Origin of the sequence: Candidatus Tachikawaea gelatinosa (genome assembly GCF_000828815.1) — a bacterium.
In the GTDB taxonomy this organism is placed as follows: Bacteria; Pseudomonadota; Gammaproteobacteria; order Enterobacterales; family Enterobacteriaceae; genus Tachikawaea; species Tachikawaea gelatinosa.
In genome coordinates this window covers 257,497-278,300 of the sequence record NZ_AP014521.1, presented here as the reverse complement: position 1 = coordinate 278,300, position 20,804 = coordinate 257,497, and the positions used below count along the sequence as shown (strand labels likewise).

General features: G+C 23.6%; 16 protein-coding genes. All 16 read left to right on the top strand.

Translation table 11 applies throughout. The features are described from left to right. Nucleotides 1-48 precede the first annotated feature (48 nt). Nucleotides 49-1,764 carry a 30S ribosomal protein S1 gene (rpsA, locus tag TGUWTKB_RS01295; protein ID WP_408605737.1) on the top strand — a complete coding sequence of 572 codons (1,716 nt, stop codon included), beginning with the start codon at nt 49-51 and terminating at the stop codon, nt 1,762-1,764. Nucleotides 1,765-2,008: 244 nt separating this feature from the next. Continuing rightward, nucleotides 2,009-3,754, top strand: a complete 1,746-nt coding sequence (gene msbA / locus TGUWTKB_RS01290; RefSeq protein ID WP_041062769.1) for a lipid A ABC transporter ATP-binding protein/permease MsbA — start codon at nt 2,009-2,011, stop codon at nt 3,752-3,754. Continuing rightward, on the top strand, nt 3,714-4,739 hold the full coding sequence (gene lpxK / locus TGUWTKB_RS01285) for a tetraacyldisaccharide 4'-kinase (RefSeq protein WP_052459537.1): 1,026 nt from the start codon (nt 3,714-3,716) through the stop codon (nt 4,737-4,739). Before msbA ends, lpxK begins: the two co-directional genes overlap by 41 nt. A 61-nt stretch (nt 4,740-4,800) precedes the next feature. Beyond that, nucleotides 4,801-4,968: a Trm112 family protein gene (locus tag TGUWTKB_RS03445; protein ID WP_148310633.1), complete on the top strand. Its 168-nt coding sequence runs from the start codon at nt 4,801-4,803 to the stop codon at nt 4,966-4,968. Between the two features lie 797 nt (nt 4,969-5,765). Next, complete coding sequence (locus TGUWTKB_RS01280; protein ID WP_041062766.1) at nt 5,766-6,983, top strand: acetylornithine/succinyldiaminopimelate transaminase; 1,218 nt, start codon at nt 5,766-5,768, stop codon at nt 6,981-6,983. A 442-nt stretch (nt 6,984-7,425) separates the two neighbouring features. After that, on the top strand, nt 7,426-10,029 hold the full coding sequence (gene leuS / locus TGUWTKB_RS01275; RefSeq protein WP_041062763.1) for a leucine--tRNA ligase: 2,604 nt from the start codon (nt 7,426-7,428) through the stop codon (nt 10,027-10,029). A gap of 142 nt (nt 10,030-10,171) precedes the next feature. Next, nucleotides 10,172-11,125: a DNA polymerase III subunit delta gene (gene holA, locus TGUWTKB_RS01270; RefSeq protein ID WP_041062760.1), complete on the top strand. Its 954-nt coding sequence runs from the start codon at nt 10,172-10,174 to the stop codon at nt 11,123-11,125. Beyond that, nucleotides 11,118-11,765: a nicotinate-nucleotide adenylyltransferase gene (gene nadD, locus TGUWTKB_RS01265; protein ID WP_041062758.1), complete on the top strand. Its 648-nt coding sequence runs from the start codon at nt 11,118-11,120 to the stop codon at nt 11,763-11,765. The genes holA and nadD overlap by 8 nt, the downstream gene beginning before the upstream one ends. A 158-nt stretch (nt 11,766-11,923) precedes the next feature. Then, complete coding sequence (gene mrdA, locus TGUWTKB_RS01260; RefSeq protein ID WP_052459536.1) at nt 11,924-13,804, top strand: penicillin-binding protein 2; 1,881 nt, start codon at nt 11,924-11,926, stop codon at nt 13,802-13,804. Nucleotides 13,805-13,858: 54 nt separating this feature from the next. Then, a complete protein-coding gene (rodA, locus tag TGUWTKB_RS01255; RefSeq protein ID WP_041062756.1) occupies nt 13,859-14,965 on the top strand; it encodes a rod shape-determining protein RodA in 1,107 nt (368 codons plus the stop codon). 119 nt (nt 14,966-15,084) lie between these two features. Continuing rightward, a complete protein-coding gene (locus TGUWTKB_RS01250; RefSeq protein WP_041062753.1) occupies nt 15,085-16,308 on the top strand; it encodes a serine hydrolase in 1,224 nt (407 codons plus the stop codon). A gap of 92 nt (nt 16,309-16,400) precedes the next feature. Continuing rightward, a complete protein-coding gene (gene lipB / locus TGUWTKB_RS01245) occupies nt 16,401-17,057 on the top strand; it encodes a lipoyl(octanoyl) transferase LipB (protein WP_070104513.1) in 657 nt (218 codons plus the stop codon). 80 nt (nt 17,058-17,137) lie between these two features. After that, on the top strand, nt 17,138-18,031 hold the full coding sequence (lipA, locus tag TGUWTKB_RS01240; RefSeq protein WP_041062747.1) for a lipoyl synthase: 894 nt from the start codon (nt 17,138-17,140) through the stop codon (nt 18,029-18,031). 160 nt (nt 18,032-18,191) lie between these two features. After that, entirely contained in the window at nt 18,192-18,686 is a 495-nt protein-coding gene (locus TGUWTKB_RS01235) for an Hsp20 family protein (protein ID WP_041062744.1), read from the top strand. 263 nt (nt 18,687-18,949) lie between these two features. Continuing rightward, nucleotides 18,950-19,816 (top strand): protease HtpX, encoded by an 867-nt coding sequence (htpX, locus tag TGUWTKB_RS01230; RefSeq protein WP_041062742.1) that lies wholly within the window; start codon nt 18,950-18,952, stop codon nt 19,814-19,816. A 200-nt stretch (nt 19,817-20,016) separates the two neighbouring features. Next, a complete protein-coding gene (locus TGUWTKB_RS01225) occupies nt 20,017-20,772 on the top strand; it encodes a TerC family protein (protein ID WP_052459535.1) in 756 nt (251 codons plus the stop codon). Nucleotides 20,773-20,804: the final 32 nt, after the last annotated feature.

The window sequence follows — 20,804 nt, the reverse complement described above, 5'->3', positions numbered from 1 at the left end:
AAATAAGCAGGTTTTCATTCAATAAATTTCATTTAATATGGAAAATAGATGGATTTTAACTTAAAATTTTTAAAAATTATTAATATGACTGAATCCTTTTCTCAACTTTTTGAAGAGTCTTTAAAAGAAATTGAAATTCGTCCAGGTGCTATTATTCGCGGGGTAGTTGTTTCTATAGATAAGGATATTGTTGTTGTAGATGCTGGATTAAAATCTGAATCTTCTATTCCCTCTGAACAATTTAAAAATTCGCAAGGTGAAATAGAAGTTTCTATTGGTGATAAAGTAGATGTTGTATTAGAAGCTATTGAAGATGGCTTTGGTGAAACATTGCTATCGAGAGAAAAAGCAAAAAGACATGAAGCTTGGGTATCGTTAGAAAAAGTTTATAATGAATCAACAAAAATATTTGGAAAAATAAATGGTAAAGTAAAGGGTGGGTTTACTGTTGAAATAAATGGTGTACGCGCATTTTTACCAGGTTCTTTAGTAGATATTCGTCCTGTAAGAGATGGTTTAAATTTAGAAGGTAAGGAATTAGAATTTAAAGTAATAAAATTAGATAAAAAAAGAAATAACGTAGTTGTATCTCGTCGTGCTGTCATTGAATCTGAAAATAACACTGAAAGAGATCAAATATTATCAAGTTTAGAAGAAGGAAAAGATATTAAAGGTATTGTAAAAAATCTTACTGATTATGGTGCATTTATTGATTTAGGTGGTGTAGATGGATTGTTACATATAACTGATATGGCATGGAAACGTGTTAAACATCCTAGTGAAATTGTTAACGTAGGAGAAGAAGTTATCGTTAAAGTTCTTAAGTTTGATAAAGAAAGAACACGTGTTTCTCTTGGATTAAAACAAATGGGAGAAGATCCATGGTTAGCTATTGCTAAACAATATCCTGAAAATACAAAACTAACTGGTCGTGTAACAAATTTGACAGATTATGGTTGTTTTGTTGAAATAAAAGAAGGAGTAGAAGGTTTAGTACATGTTTCTGAAATGGATTGGACTAATAAGAATGTTCATCCATCTAAAGTTGTAAATGTTAACGATTTAGTTGAGATTATGGTTTTAGATATTGATGAAGATCGCCGTCGTATTTCTTTAGGTCTCAAGCAATGTAAGATAAATCCATGGCAGGAATTTTCCGATCGTTATAAAAAAGGTGATCATGTTGAAGGAAAAATTAAATCAATCACTGATTTCGGAATATTTATTGGACTTGATGGAGGAATCGATGGATTGGTACATTTATCTGATATTTCATGGAGCGTCAGTGGCGAAGAAGCTGTTTCTAAATATAAAAAAGGTGAAAAAATCACTGCAGTTTTGTTACAAGTAGATGCTGAACGTGAACGTATTTCTTTAAGTATTAAACATTTATCAGAAGATCCATTTAATACATATCTTATAAAAAATAAAAAGGGATCAATTGTCGATGGAAAAATAAAAAAAATATCAAGTAAACACTTAATAATAGCACTATCAGATAGTGTTGAAGGATATATTCGTTTCACTGATAATGATGAAAATGATCAAAATAATGATAATTTATATTTAAAAAGTTTAAAAATTGGAGAAAAAGTCAATGTTAAATTAGTTAATATTGATAGAAAAAATAGAATTATTAATCTTATCATTAATAAAAAAAATCGTTTATCTGATAAAAAAAATGTTAAAAATACTAACAAAAAAGATGAAAATCGTTTTTTAAATACTATGGCTGAAGCATTTAAAGCTGCAAAATCAGAATAGAATATATTTTATTAGATATTTATTTATAATTTTTTTAAAAAATGTTGTTTATAATTTTTATGAGAGATAATGAGATACAAATGAAAAATTATTAATTTTTTATTAGGTTATCTCTCTTCTATAAAAAATAAAAAATATTGCGTCTCTATTAATAACTGTATAGAAAAAATTGATAACTTTATTAAATTCATAGTACTTTTATTAAAATTATTCAAAATAATACTATGTTCTATAAAAATTTTTAATAAAAAAGTATGAAAAAAAAAAATCTACTCTCCAAACTTTTCGGAGATTATGGCCTGTTATATCTCCTTATAAAATTGGTTTATTTATAGCTGCAATCAATTTAATATTAAACGCCGGTTGTGATACTTTATTGATTTCACTTTTAAAACCAATTTTAGATAATGGATTTAGTAAAAAAAATGAAATTATTTTATGGATATCATTAGAGATTGTTTTTTTAATATTTTTTCGAGGAATTACTAGCTATATTTCTAGTTGTTCTATTTCTTGGGTTTCTAGTAAAGTTGTTATGACTATTCGTCGTCGTTTATTTGAGCATATTATGCAAGTACCTGTAGCATTTTTTGATCAGCAATCAATAGGGACTTTATTAACACGTGTTACTTATGATGTAGAACAAGTTGCTGATGCTTCATCTAATGCTTTAATTATTTTAATTAGAGAAACTACTTCTATTATTGCTTTATTTATTACGATGTTTTATTACAGTTGGAAGCTTTCTTTAATTTTACTTTTATTTTCTCCTATAGTTTTGATAACTATTCATTTTTTTTCAAAAAAACTTCGTAATTTTAGTAAAAAAATGCAAAATAATATGGACCAAGTGACAAATAGTACAGAAGAAATGTTAAAAGGTCATAAAGAAATTTTAATATTTGGAGGACAAAAGTTAGAACAAAAAAGATTTGAAAAAATTAGTAATCGTACTCGTCAACAAAATATGAAGTTGGTTTCTTCATTATCAATTTTTGATCCTATAATACAATTTATTCTATCTTTAGTATTAGCTTTTATTTTATATATATCTAGTTTACCTAAAATTATATGTACTCTTTCCCCAGGAATAATCACTGTAATATTTTCATGTATGATTGCTTTAATGCGTCCTTTAAAATCTTTAACTAACATAAATACTCAATTTCAAAAAGGTATGATTTCTTGTCAAACGATCTTTACTATTCTCGATCAGAAAAAAGAAAATGATAATGGAAAAAAAGTTATTGAGTGTGCTAAAGGATATTTAGAATTTTATAATGTTAACTTTACTTATCCGGGATCTAATTCACCAGTTTTACATAAAATTAATTTAAAATTATCTCCGGGTAAAATGGTTGGTCTTGTTGGGAAATCTGGTTCTGGAAAATCCACTTTAGTAAAATTATTAACCCGTTTTTATGATATAAAAAATGGATCTATTTTTTTAGACGGTTATGATTTACGTAAATATCAATTGCGTTATTTACGTAACCAATTTGCGTTGGTATCGCAAGATATTTATTTATTTAATGATACAATTGCAAATAACATTTCTTATGCATTTGATAAAAGATACAATCGTAATGATATTGAAAAAGCAGCAGAAATGGCACATGCAATAGATTTTATAAAGAAGATGAAAAATGGTTTTGATACTATTATAGGTAAAAATGGAGCAATATTATCAGGTGGTCAAAAACAACGTATTGCAATTGCACGAGCATTATTTAGAAAATGTCCTATTTTAATTCTAGATGAAGCAACATCAACTCTTGATAACGAATCAGAATATTCAATTAAATTAGTTTTAAATAAAATTTGTAAAAATCGTACATTATTAGTAATTGCACATCGATTGTCTACTATTGAAAAAGCTGATGAAATTATAGTTTTAGAAGATGGACTAATTATAGAAAAGGGTACTCATAATAGTTTATTAAAAAAAAATGGCAAATATTCTCAACTATATAAAATGCAATATAATTAAAAATTATGAGGTTTGGAAAAGACATCGTTTATTCTCTTTTTTATTCCTGTTTCCTTTAAGTTTAATATATAGGGCAATCACATATATTATTCGTATTCTTTATAAAAAAAGATGGTTGAAAAAATGGAAAGCACCTGTTCCAGTTATTATCATAGGTAATTTAACGGTTGGTGGAAATGGAAAAACTCCGCTAGTAATTTGGTTAACAAACATATTGAAAAAAAAATTTTTTGTAGCTGTAATATCTAGAGGATATAGTGGAAAATCTAAAAATTATCCTATTTTGGTAAATAATAATACTTCTTATCAAGAAGTAGGAGATGAACCAATATTGATTTTTAAAAAAACTTCTGTACCAGTTGCTGTAGCTCCAAAACGTTCTGATGCTGTTAAATTAATCTTAAAAAAACATAACGTCGATCTCATTATTTCGGATGATGGTTTACAACATTATGCATTAGCACGAGATTTTGAAATATTAATGATAAATAATGATATACACCGTTTTGAAAATAGATCTTTCTTACCTTTAGAACTAATGAGAGAAGGAACTCAACGTTTAAGAAGTGTAGATGTAGTTATTATAAATCAAGGAGTTCCTAAAAAAAAAGAACTATGTATGAGGGTTAAAACAAAATTTGCAATAAATATAATAGATGAATCTAAAGTTTTTCCCAAACAATTAAACAAAATTGTTGCAATTTCTGGTATAGCTAACCCTGATCGTTTTTTCTCTATATTAAAAAAAAATGGTGTAATTCCTATAAAAAAAATTATATTTCCTGATCATTATTTTTTTTTAAAAAAAGAATTATACAAAATGATTAAAAATGATGAGTCTTTGATTATGACAGAAAAAGATGCAATTAAATGTCAAAGTTTTGCACGAAAAAACTGGTGGTTTTTACCGATAGATATTGAATTTGATAAAAAATCACAATCTTTTTTATTAGAAAAAATTCAAAAATTATTTAAAGCTAGATAAATTTCACCACATAAAATATAACTTTTTAATATCGATTTTAACAAAGTAGAAAGAGAAAGAAATGAATCGTTTTTTTTTAAATTTTTTGAGTTGCCCTGTATGTCAAGGTCAGCTTCTTTTGTATAAAAGAGAGTTTCTAATATGTCATAAAGAACAACTAGTTTACCCTATATGCAGTAAAATTCCAATTTTATTAAAATCTGAAGCAATTAATATATTAGAAAAATAATATAAAATTTAGAATAACTATTTTTATAGTTTTATATTTTATTTTCTGAAAAATTGTTTTTTAAAGTTAATATAAATTAATAATTTTTTTATTAAATTGTAATAAGATTACATTTTGTAGTATTATTTAGTTATTATTACGATATTTCAAAAAAAAAAGACCAATATAATACTTAAGGTACGCGTTGTTTTGTAAAAATTATATTATCGAAATAACATTAAAAATATTTTGAAAAATATATATTTCATCATAAAAATATTATTATAAGATTCTAATAAAATAATTCATATATTGTGTATACAATAAAATAGCAAAAATCTTATAAATTATACAAACAATTATTTTAAATATAGTTATTTATTCTATTTTTAATATTTTTATATTTAAAAGTTAACAAAAGTTTAATTAATTATTAAGATTAAAATTTTTATTTTATGTATTTGTTAGTATATTAACATATATAATCATTAATAATAAAACTACAAAAAAATATTTATCTTAAAATTTTTAAATTATATATTTATTATATTAAATACATGAAAAATTCATGTGATATAGACATTTATATAATATAAAAAGTAAAAAATCTAAAAAAATTACATATGCTATCTTATAGAAGATCATTCATATCTTAATTTATAATAAAATATCTATAATTATTAATATAGACGGAAAAATATTTTAAATACATAATAAAAATTTTTAAAGCGATATAAAGATATATGTTCTATATAGTAAAAAATTTAATAATTTTTTAACTTAATTTAAATATTTATAAAACTTTAATGGGAATTTTAATGATATTAAAAAAAAACATAATAACGCGTAAAACTTTTGATGAAGTAATGCTACCAATCTATCACCCTGCTTCTTTTATTCCAGTAAAAGGATTAGGTAGTCGAATATGGGATCAGGAAGGTAGAGATTATATTGATTTTGCTAGTGGAATAGCTGTAACTGCGCTAGGACATTGTCATCCAGATTTAATAAAAATCATTACAAAACAAAGCTGTATGATTTGGCATACAAGTAATTTATTTACTAATGAACCAGCTTTACGTTTAGCAAAAAAACTTGTAGATACTACTTTTGCTGAACGAGTTTTTTTTGCAAATTCTGGAGCTGAAGCTAATGAAGCCGCTTTTAAGTTATCACGTTATTATTCTATTAAACGTTTTTCTAATAAAAAAACAAAAATAATTGCATTTAAACAATCATTTCATGGTCGCACTCTTTTTACTGTATCAGTAGGTGGTCAAAAAAAGTATTCCAATAATTTTGGTCCAAAAGTACCTGATATTTTACATGTAAATTTTAATGATTTAAATGCCGTACAATCAGTTGTTGATAAAAATACTTGTGCTATTGTAGTAGAACTTATTCAGGGAGAAGGAGGTGTTAGACCTGCAAATTTTCAATTTATAAAAGGATTGCGTGATATTTGTAATAAATATAATGCGCTTTTAATTTTTGATGAAGTACAAAGTGGTATGGGAAGAACTGGAAAATTATTTGCATATGAACATTATAAAATAATTCCTGATATTTTAACCACAGCAAAAGCTTTAGGCGGAGGTTTTCCAATTAGTGCTATGCTTACTACTAATAAAATTTCCGAATTAGTAGAAATTGGTATTCATGGAACAACTTATGGAGGAAATCCTCTTGCATGCGCAATTGCAGAAAAAGTGTTTGATATCGTTAACAATAAAAATTTTTTGCAAAAAGTTATTGATAAAGGTCACTTTTTTTTTAAAATTTTATATAAAATTAATAAAAAATTAAAAATTTTTCAAGAAATTAGAGGAAAAGGTTTATTAATAGGAGCTGTATTAAAGCCAAAATATATCATAAAAATTCATGATATTTTAAAAGAAGTATCAAAAGGTGTAGTTGTTTTAAGCGCAGGAAATAAAGTCATTCGTTTTGCACCTTCATTATTAATTACAAAAGAAGAAATTGAAGAAGGATTAGAGCGTTTTTTTCAATTAACAAAGGAATTTATTTCTCGTTAGAAAACATAATATTTTTTTATATTAAAATATGTTTTTATAATATAGCTATTATGACCATAATTATGGTTACAGTTTATATAAATTTTACTATAAATTTTTTTATCTATTGAATGATGCAATTTATCTATTAAAAATTTCATCCTAATTTTTAATAAATAATTCATTTAAAATGAATATGATATTTTTAAAAAAATTGAATATATTCGCTTTAGATTAATTATTTATTAAGAATTTTTTTTTAAATTTTTTATTATATGCAAATTAACTTTTTTATTATATTAAAAATAATTTATTAACGATTATTTAAAATAAAAAAAATATCTTTAGTAATAAAATTTTTATGTTTTTTTACTAAGTTTTTAGATAAGATTTGCTATTAAGAATAACTAAATTTTGTATATAATATTACAGTACGCATTTTTTATAAGGTTATAAAGTATTTATGAAAGAAGAATATTTTGCAAAAAATGTAGAAAGTTTTGTTCAAAATATATGGCATAAAAAAAAAACCTATAAAGTTTTAGAAAATCAAAAAGAAAAAAAATATTATTGTCTTTCTATGCTGCCATATCCTTCTGGAAGCTTACATATGGGACATATTCGTAATTATACGATTGGAGATGTTATTTCTCGTTATCATCGTATGTTAGGAGAAAATGTTCTGCAACCCATCGGTTGGGACGCTTTTGGTCTGCCTGCAGAAAATGCAGCATTAAAAAATAATATACCACCTGCTGTTTGGACTAAAGAAAACATCAATGTAATGAAAAGGCAATTAAAATCCATGGGTTTTGCTTACGATTGGAGTCGTGAAATAACTACTTGTTCGCCTGATTATTATAAATGGGAACAATGGTTTTTTATTAAAATTTTAAAAAAAGGTTTAGTTTATAAAAAAAAAACTTCAGTAAATTGGTGTCCTAATGACAAAACAGTTTTAGCTAATGAACAAGTTATTAATGGTTTATGTTGGCGGTGTGAAGCAAAAACAGAAAAAAAAAAAATTAATCAATGGTTTATTAGGATAACAAAGTATGCAGAAGAATTATTAAATGATTTAAAAGAATTAGATTGGCCAGATAAAGTAAAAAAAATGCAAAAAAACTGGATTGGTCGTTCTGAAGGAGTAGAAATTTTTTTTGATATAATATTTGATAACAAAAAAAAAGAAAAAATTGCAATTTATACTACGAGACATGAAACCATTATGGGTGTAACTTATATTGGTTTATCTATTGATCATCCTTTAACAAAAAAAATATTTTTTAAAAAAAATCAATTATTTAAAGATTTCATTAAAGAATGTAATTCTATAAAAGTATCGGAATCTGATTTTTCATCAATTGAAAAAAAAGGAATAAACACTGGTATTTTTGCTATTCATCCTATTTCCAAAAAAAAAATACCGGTATGGATAACAAATTTTGTATTGAAAGAATATGGCACAGGCGCAATAATGGGAGTTCCTGCTCATGATCAAAGAGATTGGGAATTTGCTAAAAAATATGGTATTAAAATTAAATCTGTTATTTTAAATAACGATGGCAGTATACCAAATATCAAATATAATGCTCAAAAAAATATAGAAAAAAATAATATATTATTTAACTCTGATCATTTTAATGATTTGAACTGTACTGAGGCTGCTAAAAATATTTTTGATATTCTTTCTAAAGAAAATATAATTTTTCGTAAAATTAAATATCGTTTACGTGATTGGAGTATATCTAGACAACGATATTGGGGTGCTCCTATTCCTGTAATATATTTAAAAAATGGTAAAATTGTTACTGTTCCTGAAAGTGAATTACCCGTTATTTTACCTGAAAATATTTTTTATTCATCTAAAAATTTTTTAAAAACTAATTATAAATGGCAAAAAATTTTTTTTAATGGAGAACCTGCATTACGTGAAATTGATACATTTGATACGTTTATTGAATCATCTTGGTATTATATTCGCTATACTTGTGCTAATTATAAAAACGGGATGGTAGATACTAAAAAAGCAAATTATTGGTTACCAATAGATCAATATATAGGAGGAATAGAACATGCTATTATGCATTTAATGTATTTTCGTTTTTTTCATAAAATGTTACGTGATATAGGATTAGTTTGTTCCAATGAACCTGCTAAAAAATTATTGTGTCAAGGTATGGTATTAAATCATGCTTTTTATTATAAAGATATTAATGGACAACGGAACTGGATTTCTCCATCAGAAGTACATGTTAAATATGATCAAAAAGGTAACATAATTAAAGCTTATGATAATAAAAATAATCAATTAATTTATGATGGCATAAGTAAAATGTCAAAATCAAAAAATAATGGAATTGATCCAAGTTTAATTATACAAAAATATGGAGCTGACACTTTACGTTTATTTATTATGTTTGCTGCTCCTGTAGAACTGAGTATAGAGTGGAAAGAATCAGGAATTATAGGTGCTCATCGTTTTTTAAAAAAAATTTGGAGCTTAACGTATCAATACAAAGAACATATAAAAAAAGAAAAAAAATCAATTAATTTAAATAACTTAAATGATAGTGAGCAACTATTTCGTTTTAAAATACATAAAACCATTGAAAAAGTAACTCATGATTTTCATAAACGTCAATCTTTTAATACTGCTATAGCATCAATTATGGAATTAACTAATGAGGTTGTTCAACAAATAAAGAAAAAAAACATAAATCATTTATTAATTAATGAAGCTTTATCATCGATAATTCTTATGCTTTATCCTTTTACACCTCATATTTGCTATGTTTTATGGCAATCTTTAGAAAATGAAAAAAGTATTGATTATGTATCATGGCCTACTGTTGATAAACAAGCATTACAGCAAAAAAAATATATTTTAATAGTTCAAATTAATGGAAAAATGCGTTTTAAAATAAACGTAAATATTCATGATACTAGAGAAACAATTACTAAAAAAATTTTTGATGAAAAAAAATTAGAAAAATATTTTATTAAACATAAAATTAAAAAAACTTTTTATTTACCTAGAAAAATTATTAATTTTGTTTTAGAATAGTCAGTGCTAATTTTATTAATGCAATTATCTTGTAAATTACATGAAATAAAACATATTATATTTAATAAAAACTATTTTTATTAAATTTAGTTTTTATTAAAAATTTCATAACATATTATTAAATAAATGTTTGATAGAATTAATGAAAATTTCTTTTCAAGAATTTAATTCATTTTTTTTTAAAAAAAATGCTAAAAAAAATTATTTATTATTTGGCAATGAATCTATTTTAATAAATAAATATAAAAAATACTTTAAAAGTATTGCTATAAATGCAGGATTTACTCAACATTTTTCTTTTGATTTAATCACAGAAGATTCTATAAAAAATATTATATTAGAATGTAAAACATTAAATTTATTTAATGAAAAAAAGCTTTTCATAATCAACTATAATGATAAAAAAAAACATATAAATATTGATAATGATCTAATAAAAATTATTCAAACCTATACAAATATATTATTTCTTTTAATAAAAGATCAAAGAAAATCATCATATAATGATAAATTAATTCAATTTTTTCAAAAAAATAATGTATTAATTAATTGTAACATATATAAACAAGATAATATTTCAAGTTTTATTTTATTTATTGCTAATCAAAAAAAACTAATTTTAGATCAAAAAACTTTAGATTTATTCAAACAATATTATGAAAATAACATAGAAGATTTATATAACACATTGGAAATTTGTACACTATTATTTCCAAACAAAAAAGTTTCTTATTTAAAGGTTAAAAATACATTTAAAAATTCATCTTTTTTTATGCCTTTTCATTGGATTAATGCTATTTTTTCTCAAAATGTTCGAAAAACTATTTATATTTTACGAGTGATGCAAAGTAATAATATAGAAATTTTACTTTTATTGCGTATTTTACAAAAACACATGTTATCTATAATGAAAGATGTATCTTTTTACAAAAAATTTAATAATTTTATAAAAAAAGATTTTATTAAAATTTTTCAACAATTAATAATAATTGAAAAAAATATTAAAACAAATGATAATAAAAATACTTGGATAACTTTAGAAAGAATTTCATTATTTTTAGCTAATATAAAAATTTTTAAACCTGGTTATGCTTAATTTTTATGCTTTTTTTGGTGGAACTTTTGATCCCATACATTATGGGCATATTAATTCTGTTAAAGCTCTAGCAAATGAGTTAACAATAAAAAAGATAACATTTTTACCTAATCATTTACCTTCTCATCGAATACCTTCAAAAACACCTAGTTATCATAGATTAAAAATGTTAAAATATGCTATAGATAATGATCCGTTATTTGATATCGATTTTCGTGAATTTGAAATAAATCATGTATGTCAAACTGTTAAAATTTTAAAAAAAATTCGTATGGAATTAGGAAAAAAAACATCTATTGCATTTATTATTGGAAAAGATGCTTTATTTGACATACACTTATGGTATAAGTGGCAAGATTTATTAAAACTATGTCATCTATTGGTATGCCCGCGTTTAAATTTTTCTCATAAAAATTATGAGCATTCTACTAAAATATGGATTGATAAAAATCGTATCTATAATAAAGATATTATATTTAATAAATCACATGGTTATATTTGGTTCTCAAAAATTCCATTATATAATATATCTTCGACTGATATTCGATTAAGAATTAATCAAAAGATATCATGCAAAAATTTATTACCTGATAATATTATTCAGTATATCGATCGTTTTAATTTATATTGCAATTCATAGCGATTAACTAGTGATTGTTTTTTTTTAAATTTTTTTTGATAATTATAATGCATATATTTGCATAAATTCGTTGCCAATTAAAAAAAATATATTATTAATACATAATTTAAAAAAAATTAGGTATATTTGATTACTACATAGTTATTTAAAAAAAAAGAATGATGTTTTATAAAAAATTTGTACAAAATGATATAGAAGAAACAAACACTTTTATACGACGTGTTTTTTTTGCTTTATTTATAGTTTTTTTTCTTTCTTGCTTACAAATAGTAAATTTTTATTATTTACAAATACTACAATTTAAACATTATTCTAACCAATCAAATAAAAATCGTTTAAGAATAAAATCTATTCCATCTTTAAGAGGAAATATATATTCACGAGATGGATTTTTATTAGCAAAAAATTGCGTTTATTACCAGGCCAAATTTATTCCTTATAAAAACAAAAAATTATATTTAAAATCAAAATTCACAGATGAAAAATTTAATAAAATTAAAAAAATTTTTAATTTTAACTCAACAGAAATAAAAATTTTAAAAAAAAAGTATTATAAAAATTCATATTTTCATTCATTTATTATTAAAAATTATATAAATTTTGTACAAATGGCAAAACTTATTGTCAATCTTTATGATTTTCCAGAAATAGTAATTACTTCTCACCAATATCGTTATTATCCTTATGGATCTTTAACATCACATACTATAGGTTATGTTTCTGGAAATAATAGACCAGATACTATACCAATTACTTCAGAAAAAAACATAGAAAAATATGTATCTCCTCATTATTTTGGTAAAACAGGTATTGAAAAACAGTATAATCATAATTTAAAAGGTAAATTAGGATATAAAAAAATTGAAATTAATAGTCTTGGACAAGAAACTAAGATATTATACAAAAAAATGCCAGATATTGGAGAAGATTTGCATTTATCTATTGATATTAAATTTCAAAGATATATTGAAAGTTTAATTAATAATTACTGTGCAGCAGTTATTATAAGCGATCCTAAAAATGGAGAAGTTTTATCCTTAGTTTCTACCCCAAGTTATGATCCTAATAATTTTATTCATAATATAGCTAAGCATAGTTATTTTTTATTATTAAATAATTTACATAAACCTTTATATAATCGTGTAACTCAAGCACTATATCCACCTGCATCTACTATAAAACCATATATTGCTTTTGCAGCACTCAGTTCAAAAATAATTAATAAAGATACTATTTTACGCGATAGTGGTTATTGGATATTACCAACTTCAATGAAATTATTTCATGATTGGAAAAAATATGGACATGGAGATTTAAATATAACTCAATCAATAGAAGAATCTTCTGATATATTTTTTTATGAAATATCTTATAAAATGGGTATTGATAATCTTTCAAAATGGATAAAAAAATTTGGATATGGTAAAAAAACAGGTATAGATTTGCCTACAGAAAGTTTAGGTATTGTTCCTACACGTGAATGGAAAAAAAATAAATTTAAAGAGAAATGGTATCAAGGAGATACTATTCCTGTAGGAATAGGACAAGGATATTTATCATCTACATTAGTTCAAATGAATAAATCACTTGTTACTTTAGTTAACAATGGTGTTAGTAAAACTCCTCATATTGTGAATTCTATATCAAAAAAAAATCGTTTATATAAAATTCAAGAAGAGCATAAAAAAGATTTTATTTTAGATGACAAAAATTATGAATATTGGAAAATTATAAAAAATGCAATGTATGGTGTTGCACATCGAAAAAGCGGAACTGCGTATAAAAATTTTGTTAACGTACAATATAAAATTGGAGCAAAATCAGGAACAGCACAACTTTTTAATCTAAAAAAAAATCAAAGCTATACTGATATTCCTAAAAATCTTCGTGATCATAAAATCATGATAGCGTTTATGCCTTATAATAAACCTAGATTTGTTATTTCTATCATTATAGAGAATGGTGGACGTGAAGTTAATATTGGAAAGATTATGAAAAAAATTACTGATTATATTGCTTTACAAAAAATATATAAATAGTTTGTCATTGCATAATATGGATTAATTATAATATCCAAATATGGAAAAAAAAACATGGTTTTTTCTCAAAATTTATTAAAAAAAACAATATTTAGAAAATTAAATTTTGATTTTTTATTCTTATTCATTATATTTACATTATTAATTTATAGTGTAATAATTATTTGGAGTGCTGCAACACAAAATGTAACAATAATCTATAATAAAATTTTTCAAATTATTATAGGAACATTTATTTTATTTATAACAGCGAACATTTCACCTAAAAGTTATCAAAAGTATGCTTTTTATTTTTATATAATATGTATTTTTTTATTAGTTTTTGTAAATATTTACGGATATATGAGTAAAGGATCGCAACGTTGGATTAATTTAAAAATTATTCAGTTTCAACCATCTGAAACATTAAAAATAGCTGTACCATTATTGATAACACAAATAGTTAATCATACTGGTTTTCCTATAAAATTTAAAAATTTTTGCGTCTCATTAATTTTAATTGCAATTCCTGCCATATTAATAGCAAAACAACCTGATTTAGGAACAGCATGCATTATTTTATTATCGGGATTTTTAGTGCTTTTTCTTGCAGGTATAAATTGGAAGATAATTTTAACATTCATTTTAACATTACTAATTTTTTCATTAATATATTGGTTTTTTTTTATGCATGATTATCAAAAAAATCGTATATTGACACTATTTAAACCTGATAGTGTATCTTTAAAAGCAGGTTATCATATTATTCAATCAAAAATTGCAATTGGTTCTGGTGGATTGTATGGTAAAGGATGGAAAAATGGCACTCAATCAAAATTGCAGTTTTTGCCAGAGCCTTATACAGATTTTGTTTTTTCAGTCATTGCTGAAGAGTTTGGTTTAATAGGAGTTATAGTTCTTATCATTTTATATTTGATATTAATTTTTAGAGGATTATTTATTGCAATACAAACAAATGACAGATTCGCAAGAATTTTAATTAGTGGGTTAATGTTAACGTTATTTTTTTGTGTTTTTATTAATATTAGTATGGTTAGTGGTATACTACCAGTAGTTGGATTACCATTACCTTTAATCAGTTATGGAGGTTCTTCATTAGTTACATTAATGGCAGAGTTTGGTATTATTATGTCTTTATATTCGCATAAAAATAAGTTATAAAAATAAATTTATTACATTTTCTTATTACTTTTGTAGTATATTTATATAAAAATAAGAAAGTAGCATACTTTACAATCATCCTATCGTTCAAAACAATAGTAAAATTAGACGTTTTCAATATGAATAAATTTAATATTCTCATATCATTTTTAAAAAATTTTCATAAATTTTTTTTAATTTTTTGTTTTAGTTGTAATTTAGCAATTGCAAATACAAATAATATAAATTTTATACAATCTGATTTACCTAAATTAAAAGCTAAAGCATTCATTTTAATAGATTATGACTCGAACAAAGTATTAGCAGAAAAAAATGCTGATGTCCGACGAGATCCCGCAAGTTTAGTAAAAATTATGACAAGTTATATTATTGGAAAATCTATTAGTGCAGGAATTATTCATCGTAATGATTTAGTAAAAATTGGGAAAGATGCATGGGCAAAAGAAAATCCTATTTTTAAAGATTCTTCTTTAATGTTCTTAAAACCAGGCGATAAAGTAACAGTAGAATCTTTAATTAAAGGTATAGTGTTGCAATCTGGAAATGACGCTTGTGTAGCAATAGCTGATCATATATATGGCACACAGAAAGAGTTCATAAAAATTATGAACGATTGTGCTTTATCTTTAGGTTTAAAAAATACTTTTTTTAAAACAGTTCATGGACTTGATTCAAAAGGACAATATATCTCAGCAAGAGACATAGCTCATATTAGTCGATCTTTAATAAAAGAATGTCCTTTAGATTATTCAATATATAAAGAAAAATATTTTACTTTCAATAACATTAAACAAAACAATAGGAATAAATTACTTTGGGACAAAGATTTAAATGTAGATGGAATCAAAACTGGCCATACAAAATTATCTGGATATGATTTAGTTACTTCTGCAAAAAAAAATTCAATGCGCTTAATTGCTGTGGTTCTAGGTGAACCAGATGATATAACAAGAGATAAAGAAAGCAAAATTTTATTAAATTGGGGTTTTAATTCGTATAGAACTATTTTAGCCTTAAAAAAAAACGTAGTTTTAACAAAAAAACCTGTTTTATATAGTGGGAACAAAGATGTATATCTCGGCGTTAATGAAAATGTTTATTTAACAGTTCCTTATAATAAAATTAAAGATATTAAAATGCATTATAATTTATTAATTAAAAATGAGCACTTTTTAGCTCCTTTAAAAAAAAAACAAAAAATAGGGATAATAAAGTTTTCATTAGATAGCGAAGTTATTAAAAAACAACCTCTTATTGTTCTTGAAGATGTTTTACAAGGAAATTTTTTTAATTATATGATTGATTATATCCGATCAATAATTTTCTTAATTTTTAAGAAATAGTATTCGTTGAATAACTTTGAAAAAATATTAAATGTTAATTTATATTTTTATAATTTATTTTTAATTTATTTTAACTAATTTTATATTTCATTTTGAAAAATAATATACTTTTTGTTCGTGAACATAAATTTTTATCTTGGGATGTAAGTTATCAAGCTATGCATGATTTTACCGAAAATCGTCATAATTATACACCTGATGAGATTTGGTTACTTGAACATCCATCTATTTTTACTACAGGTCAATCTTTAATAAAAGAAAAAAATTTTAAAAATATCAAAAATATTCCAGTAACACAAAGTGATCGTGGAGGTAAGATTACTTACCATGGTCCAGGACAGCAAATTGTTTATTTTTTATTAAATTTAAAACGTATTAATCTTAATATACGTCAATTAGTTTCTCTTTTAGAGAACACTATAATTTCAACTTTATTATATTTTGATATTAAATCTGTTTCTAAAATTAATGCACCAGGTGTTTATATTAAAAAAAAAAAAATCTGCTCAATAGGACTAAAAATTCGTAAAGGATATTCAATGCATGGTTTATCTTTAAATGTTAAAATGGATTTATCTCCTTTTTCTTTTATTAATCCTTGTGGATATAATGGATTAAAAATGACACAAATTAGTGATTTCAACAATACAGTTACTATGCAAGATATACAGCCAATTCTAATAAGAAATTTTTTGAGTCTAGCAAAATTATGCTATAAAAAAACATATTGGTTACCCTTTGAAAGGTAAATGTTCTTTTAATAAAAAATAGTGAATATTTATTTTTCTATTTTTTTTTAAACACTTTTTACTTAAAAAGAAGATAATATATGACGTATATTCCAGTAAAAATAATCAATAAAAGTGTTCAAAAAACATTACAAAAACCAGAATGGATAAAAATTAAATTACCAAAAGATTTTTCACGAATAGAAGAAATAAAATTAATAATGCGACAAAATAAATTGCATTCTGTTTGTGAAGAAGCTGCTTGTCCGAATTTACCAGAATGTTTTAATCGTGGCACTGCTACTTTTATGATTCTCGGAAACATTTGTACTCGTAAATGTCCATTTTGTAATGTAATACATGGAAGACCTCATAAACCATCTGATGATGAACCTAAAAAATTAGCAAAAATTATTCAAAAAATGTCATTAAAATATGTAGTAATAACTTCTGTAAATCGTGATGATTTAAAAGATGGAGGAGCAAACCACTTTTCTCAATGCATTAAAGTTATTCGAAAAAATAATTCTTTAACAAAAATAGAAATATTAGTACCTGATTTTAGAAATTGTGTTGATATTGCAATTAAAGCTTTTAAAATAGCTACCCCAGATGTATTTAATCATAATATAGAAAATGTTAATCGTCTTTACAAGATAATTCGCCCTGGAGGAAATTATAAAAATTCTCTAAATTTATTAAAAAAGTTTAAAAAAATATATCCTCATATTCCAACAAAATCTGGGATTATGGTTGGACTTGGAGAAAAACTATCAGAAATTTTTGAAACTATGCATGATTTACGTTCAAGTGGTGTTACAAGATTAACAGTGGGTCAGTATATGCAACCAAGCGCTGAACATTTACCAATTAAGCGATACTTTAGTTTAGATGAATTTCAAAAAATAAAAGAAAAAGCTATAGAAATGGGATTTCAGCAAGCTACATGCGGTCCTTTTGTTAGATCTTCTTATCATGCTGACAAACAAATTTAAATATTTTTCTATTATTAATAGATATATGCATATTTTAATTAATAAAATTTTGTGCAAAGACTTGAAAAAAGAAATTTTACCCCCATTATCGCTACTGTGGATAGAAATTTTTTAAATCTTAAAAATTTTTTAGTTTATTAAAATTAGAGAGGTAGTAATTATGATGTATCGTCCTCTTTCTATTATACCAGAGCTGACTGATAATTTATTTTCAGATAGATTTGAGAAAATTGATAAGCTTTTTAGTAAACTAACTGGAGATGTTCCTTTGTCTGATTCTCCGTTATATAATCTAATAAAAAACGATGAAACTCACTATGAGTTAGTGGTTAGTGTACCAGGATATCAAGAAAGTGATCTTAATATTTCCTTAAAAAATAATCAACTAACAATCATTGGAAAAAATGAAGACATTGTAGAATCTGAAAAAGAAAGTAATAAAAAATGGTTACATCAAGGAATCAAAAAAAATAGCTTTCACTTAGATTTTAATTTAAATAACAAAATCAAAGTTCAGTCTGCAAGTTTGCATTTAGGTCTTTTAAAGTTATTATTAGAATATGAAATACCAGAAGAAGAAAAACCAAAAAAAATTACAATTAATACTTGTGAATCTAAGGATAATCGAAGGAAAAATGTTGAATATTCGCAATAAAGGATTTCATATTAATGCCTCTGATTTTTGGAGGCATTAATTTTTTGTTTAGTAGAATTAAAAATTATAAAAATACTTTATCCTATCTTATTTTCTTCATAAAAATTTTAAGATTATATTAAATATAAATTACTATAAAAAATATTGATGAAATTTATATTATTTTTTTATTAGCATAATTTTATTTATCTAAAAATATTTTTTATTTTTTATGTTTTTTATTAAAAAGTAATTATTATCATTTATATTTAGGAATAAATTTTATGACGCGTACTTTTTTGTTTTTAATGACTAATTTAGCAGCAATGTTTACTATGGGAGTTGTTTTAAAAATAATTGGAGTACAATCAGTTAATATTGTATTTTCCGTTATTATAGCAGGGATATCAGGTTTTTTAGGATCTTTTATTTCTCTTGTTCTTGCAAAATGGATTGCTTTATTTACAGTTAATGGAAAAATAATAGAGTTTCCTTTAAATGAACGTCAATATTGGTTATTTGATGCGATGAAATATCAATCTCAACTTAAAGGAATTAAAACACCTCAACTAGTAATTTATAATAATGATGAAATTAATGCCTTCGCAACTGGTCGAAGTCGTAATTCTGCTATTGTAGCATTATCTTCAGGTTTATTAGAAAGATTAAATAATGATGAAATAAAAGCAATTTTAGCGCATGAAATTAGTCATATCTCTAGCGGAGATATGGTTACCATGACATTAATACAAGGTATCATTAATACTTTTGTAATATATATTTCACATACTGTTACACATATAATATCTACATTTTTTTCAGAAAAAAAAGGCATACAAAATAATTTTCATATTCCTTATGCAGTTATTTATACTGTTCTTACGTTTTGTTTAGGTTGTTTATCCAGTATGATTGTAATGTGGTTTTCTCGTAAAAGAGAGTTTTATGCAGATGCAGGAGCAGCAAAAATTGTGGGAGTTAATCAAACTATTGCAGCATTGCAAAAATTAAAAATTAGCATCGAACCTCAAGAACAAGACATTATTAGAACTTTTTGTATTCATGGAAGATTCTCTTTAAGTAGATTACTTGCATCTCATCCACCTATTGATGAAAGAATTAATGCTCTTATTCAAGGAACATATTTATAAAAATTTTTTTATTATTAAGCAATTCTTATTTTTTTTGATTTATACTTTTTAGTCGAAAATATAACCGCATTAATATAATATAATTATATTGAAATTTTTTAAAAAATTTAATTAACATCGTTTTTTATTATTAAATCATTAATAATAAAATATATTTTATAAATAAAAAACAACTATTATTTTATAAGGAGAGCAAATTGGTGGATTTAACTACTGATCCATCAATACTAGTTGGCTTATTGACTTTACTAGCCATTGAGATTTTTTTAGGTATTGATAATATAATTTTTATTTCTATTATAGCTAATAAGCTTTTAATTAAGGAACGTGAAAAAGCAAGGGTATTAGGTTTATTTTTTGCTTTTATTATGAGATTAATTTTATTGACGTTAATTTCTTGGAGTACTCATTTAACAAAACCGTTATTAAAATTCAGCTATTTTACATTGACAATTCGTAATATAATTTTTATTGTAGGTGGTTTTTTTTTGTTTTTTAAAGGAATTATAGAATTATATGAACGATTAAAAAACTACAATACAACAAAAAACTATACATATAATCAAAATTTTTCTAATTTTTGGGTAATAGTTTTTCAAATAGTTGTTATAGATGTATTATTTTCATTAGACGCTATTATTACTGCTGTTGGTATAGTCAATAATTTATTTGTAGTAATATCAGCAATAATAATATCAATGATTATTACTTTAATTGCTTCAAAAGCATTAATAAAATTTATCAATACTAATCCTAATGTTTTAATTCTTTGTATCAGCATTATATTAATGATTGGATTGAATTTAATTGTAGAAGGATTTGGATTTTTTATTCCTAAAGGATATATTTATACGAGTATAATTTTTTCCATCTTTGTTGAAATGTTGAATCAAATTTCACATCGCAATATACAATATAAAAAAAAAATATATTTATCCAGCAAAAATAAAAAATAATTTTATAAAATTTTTAGTTATCTTTTTTATAA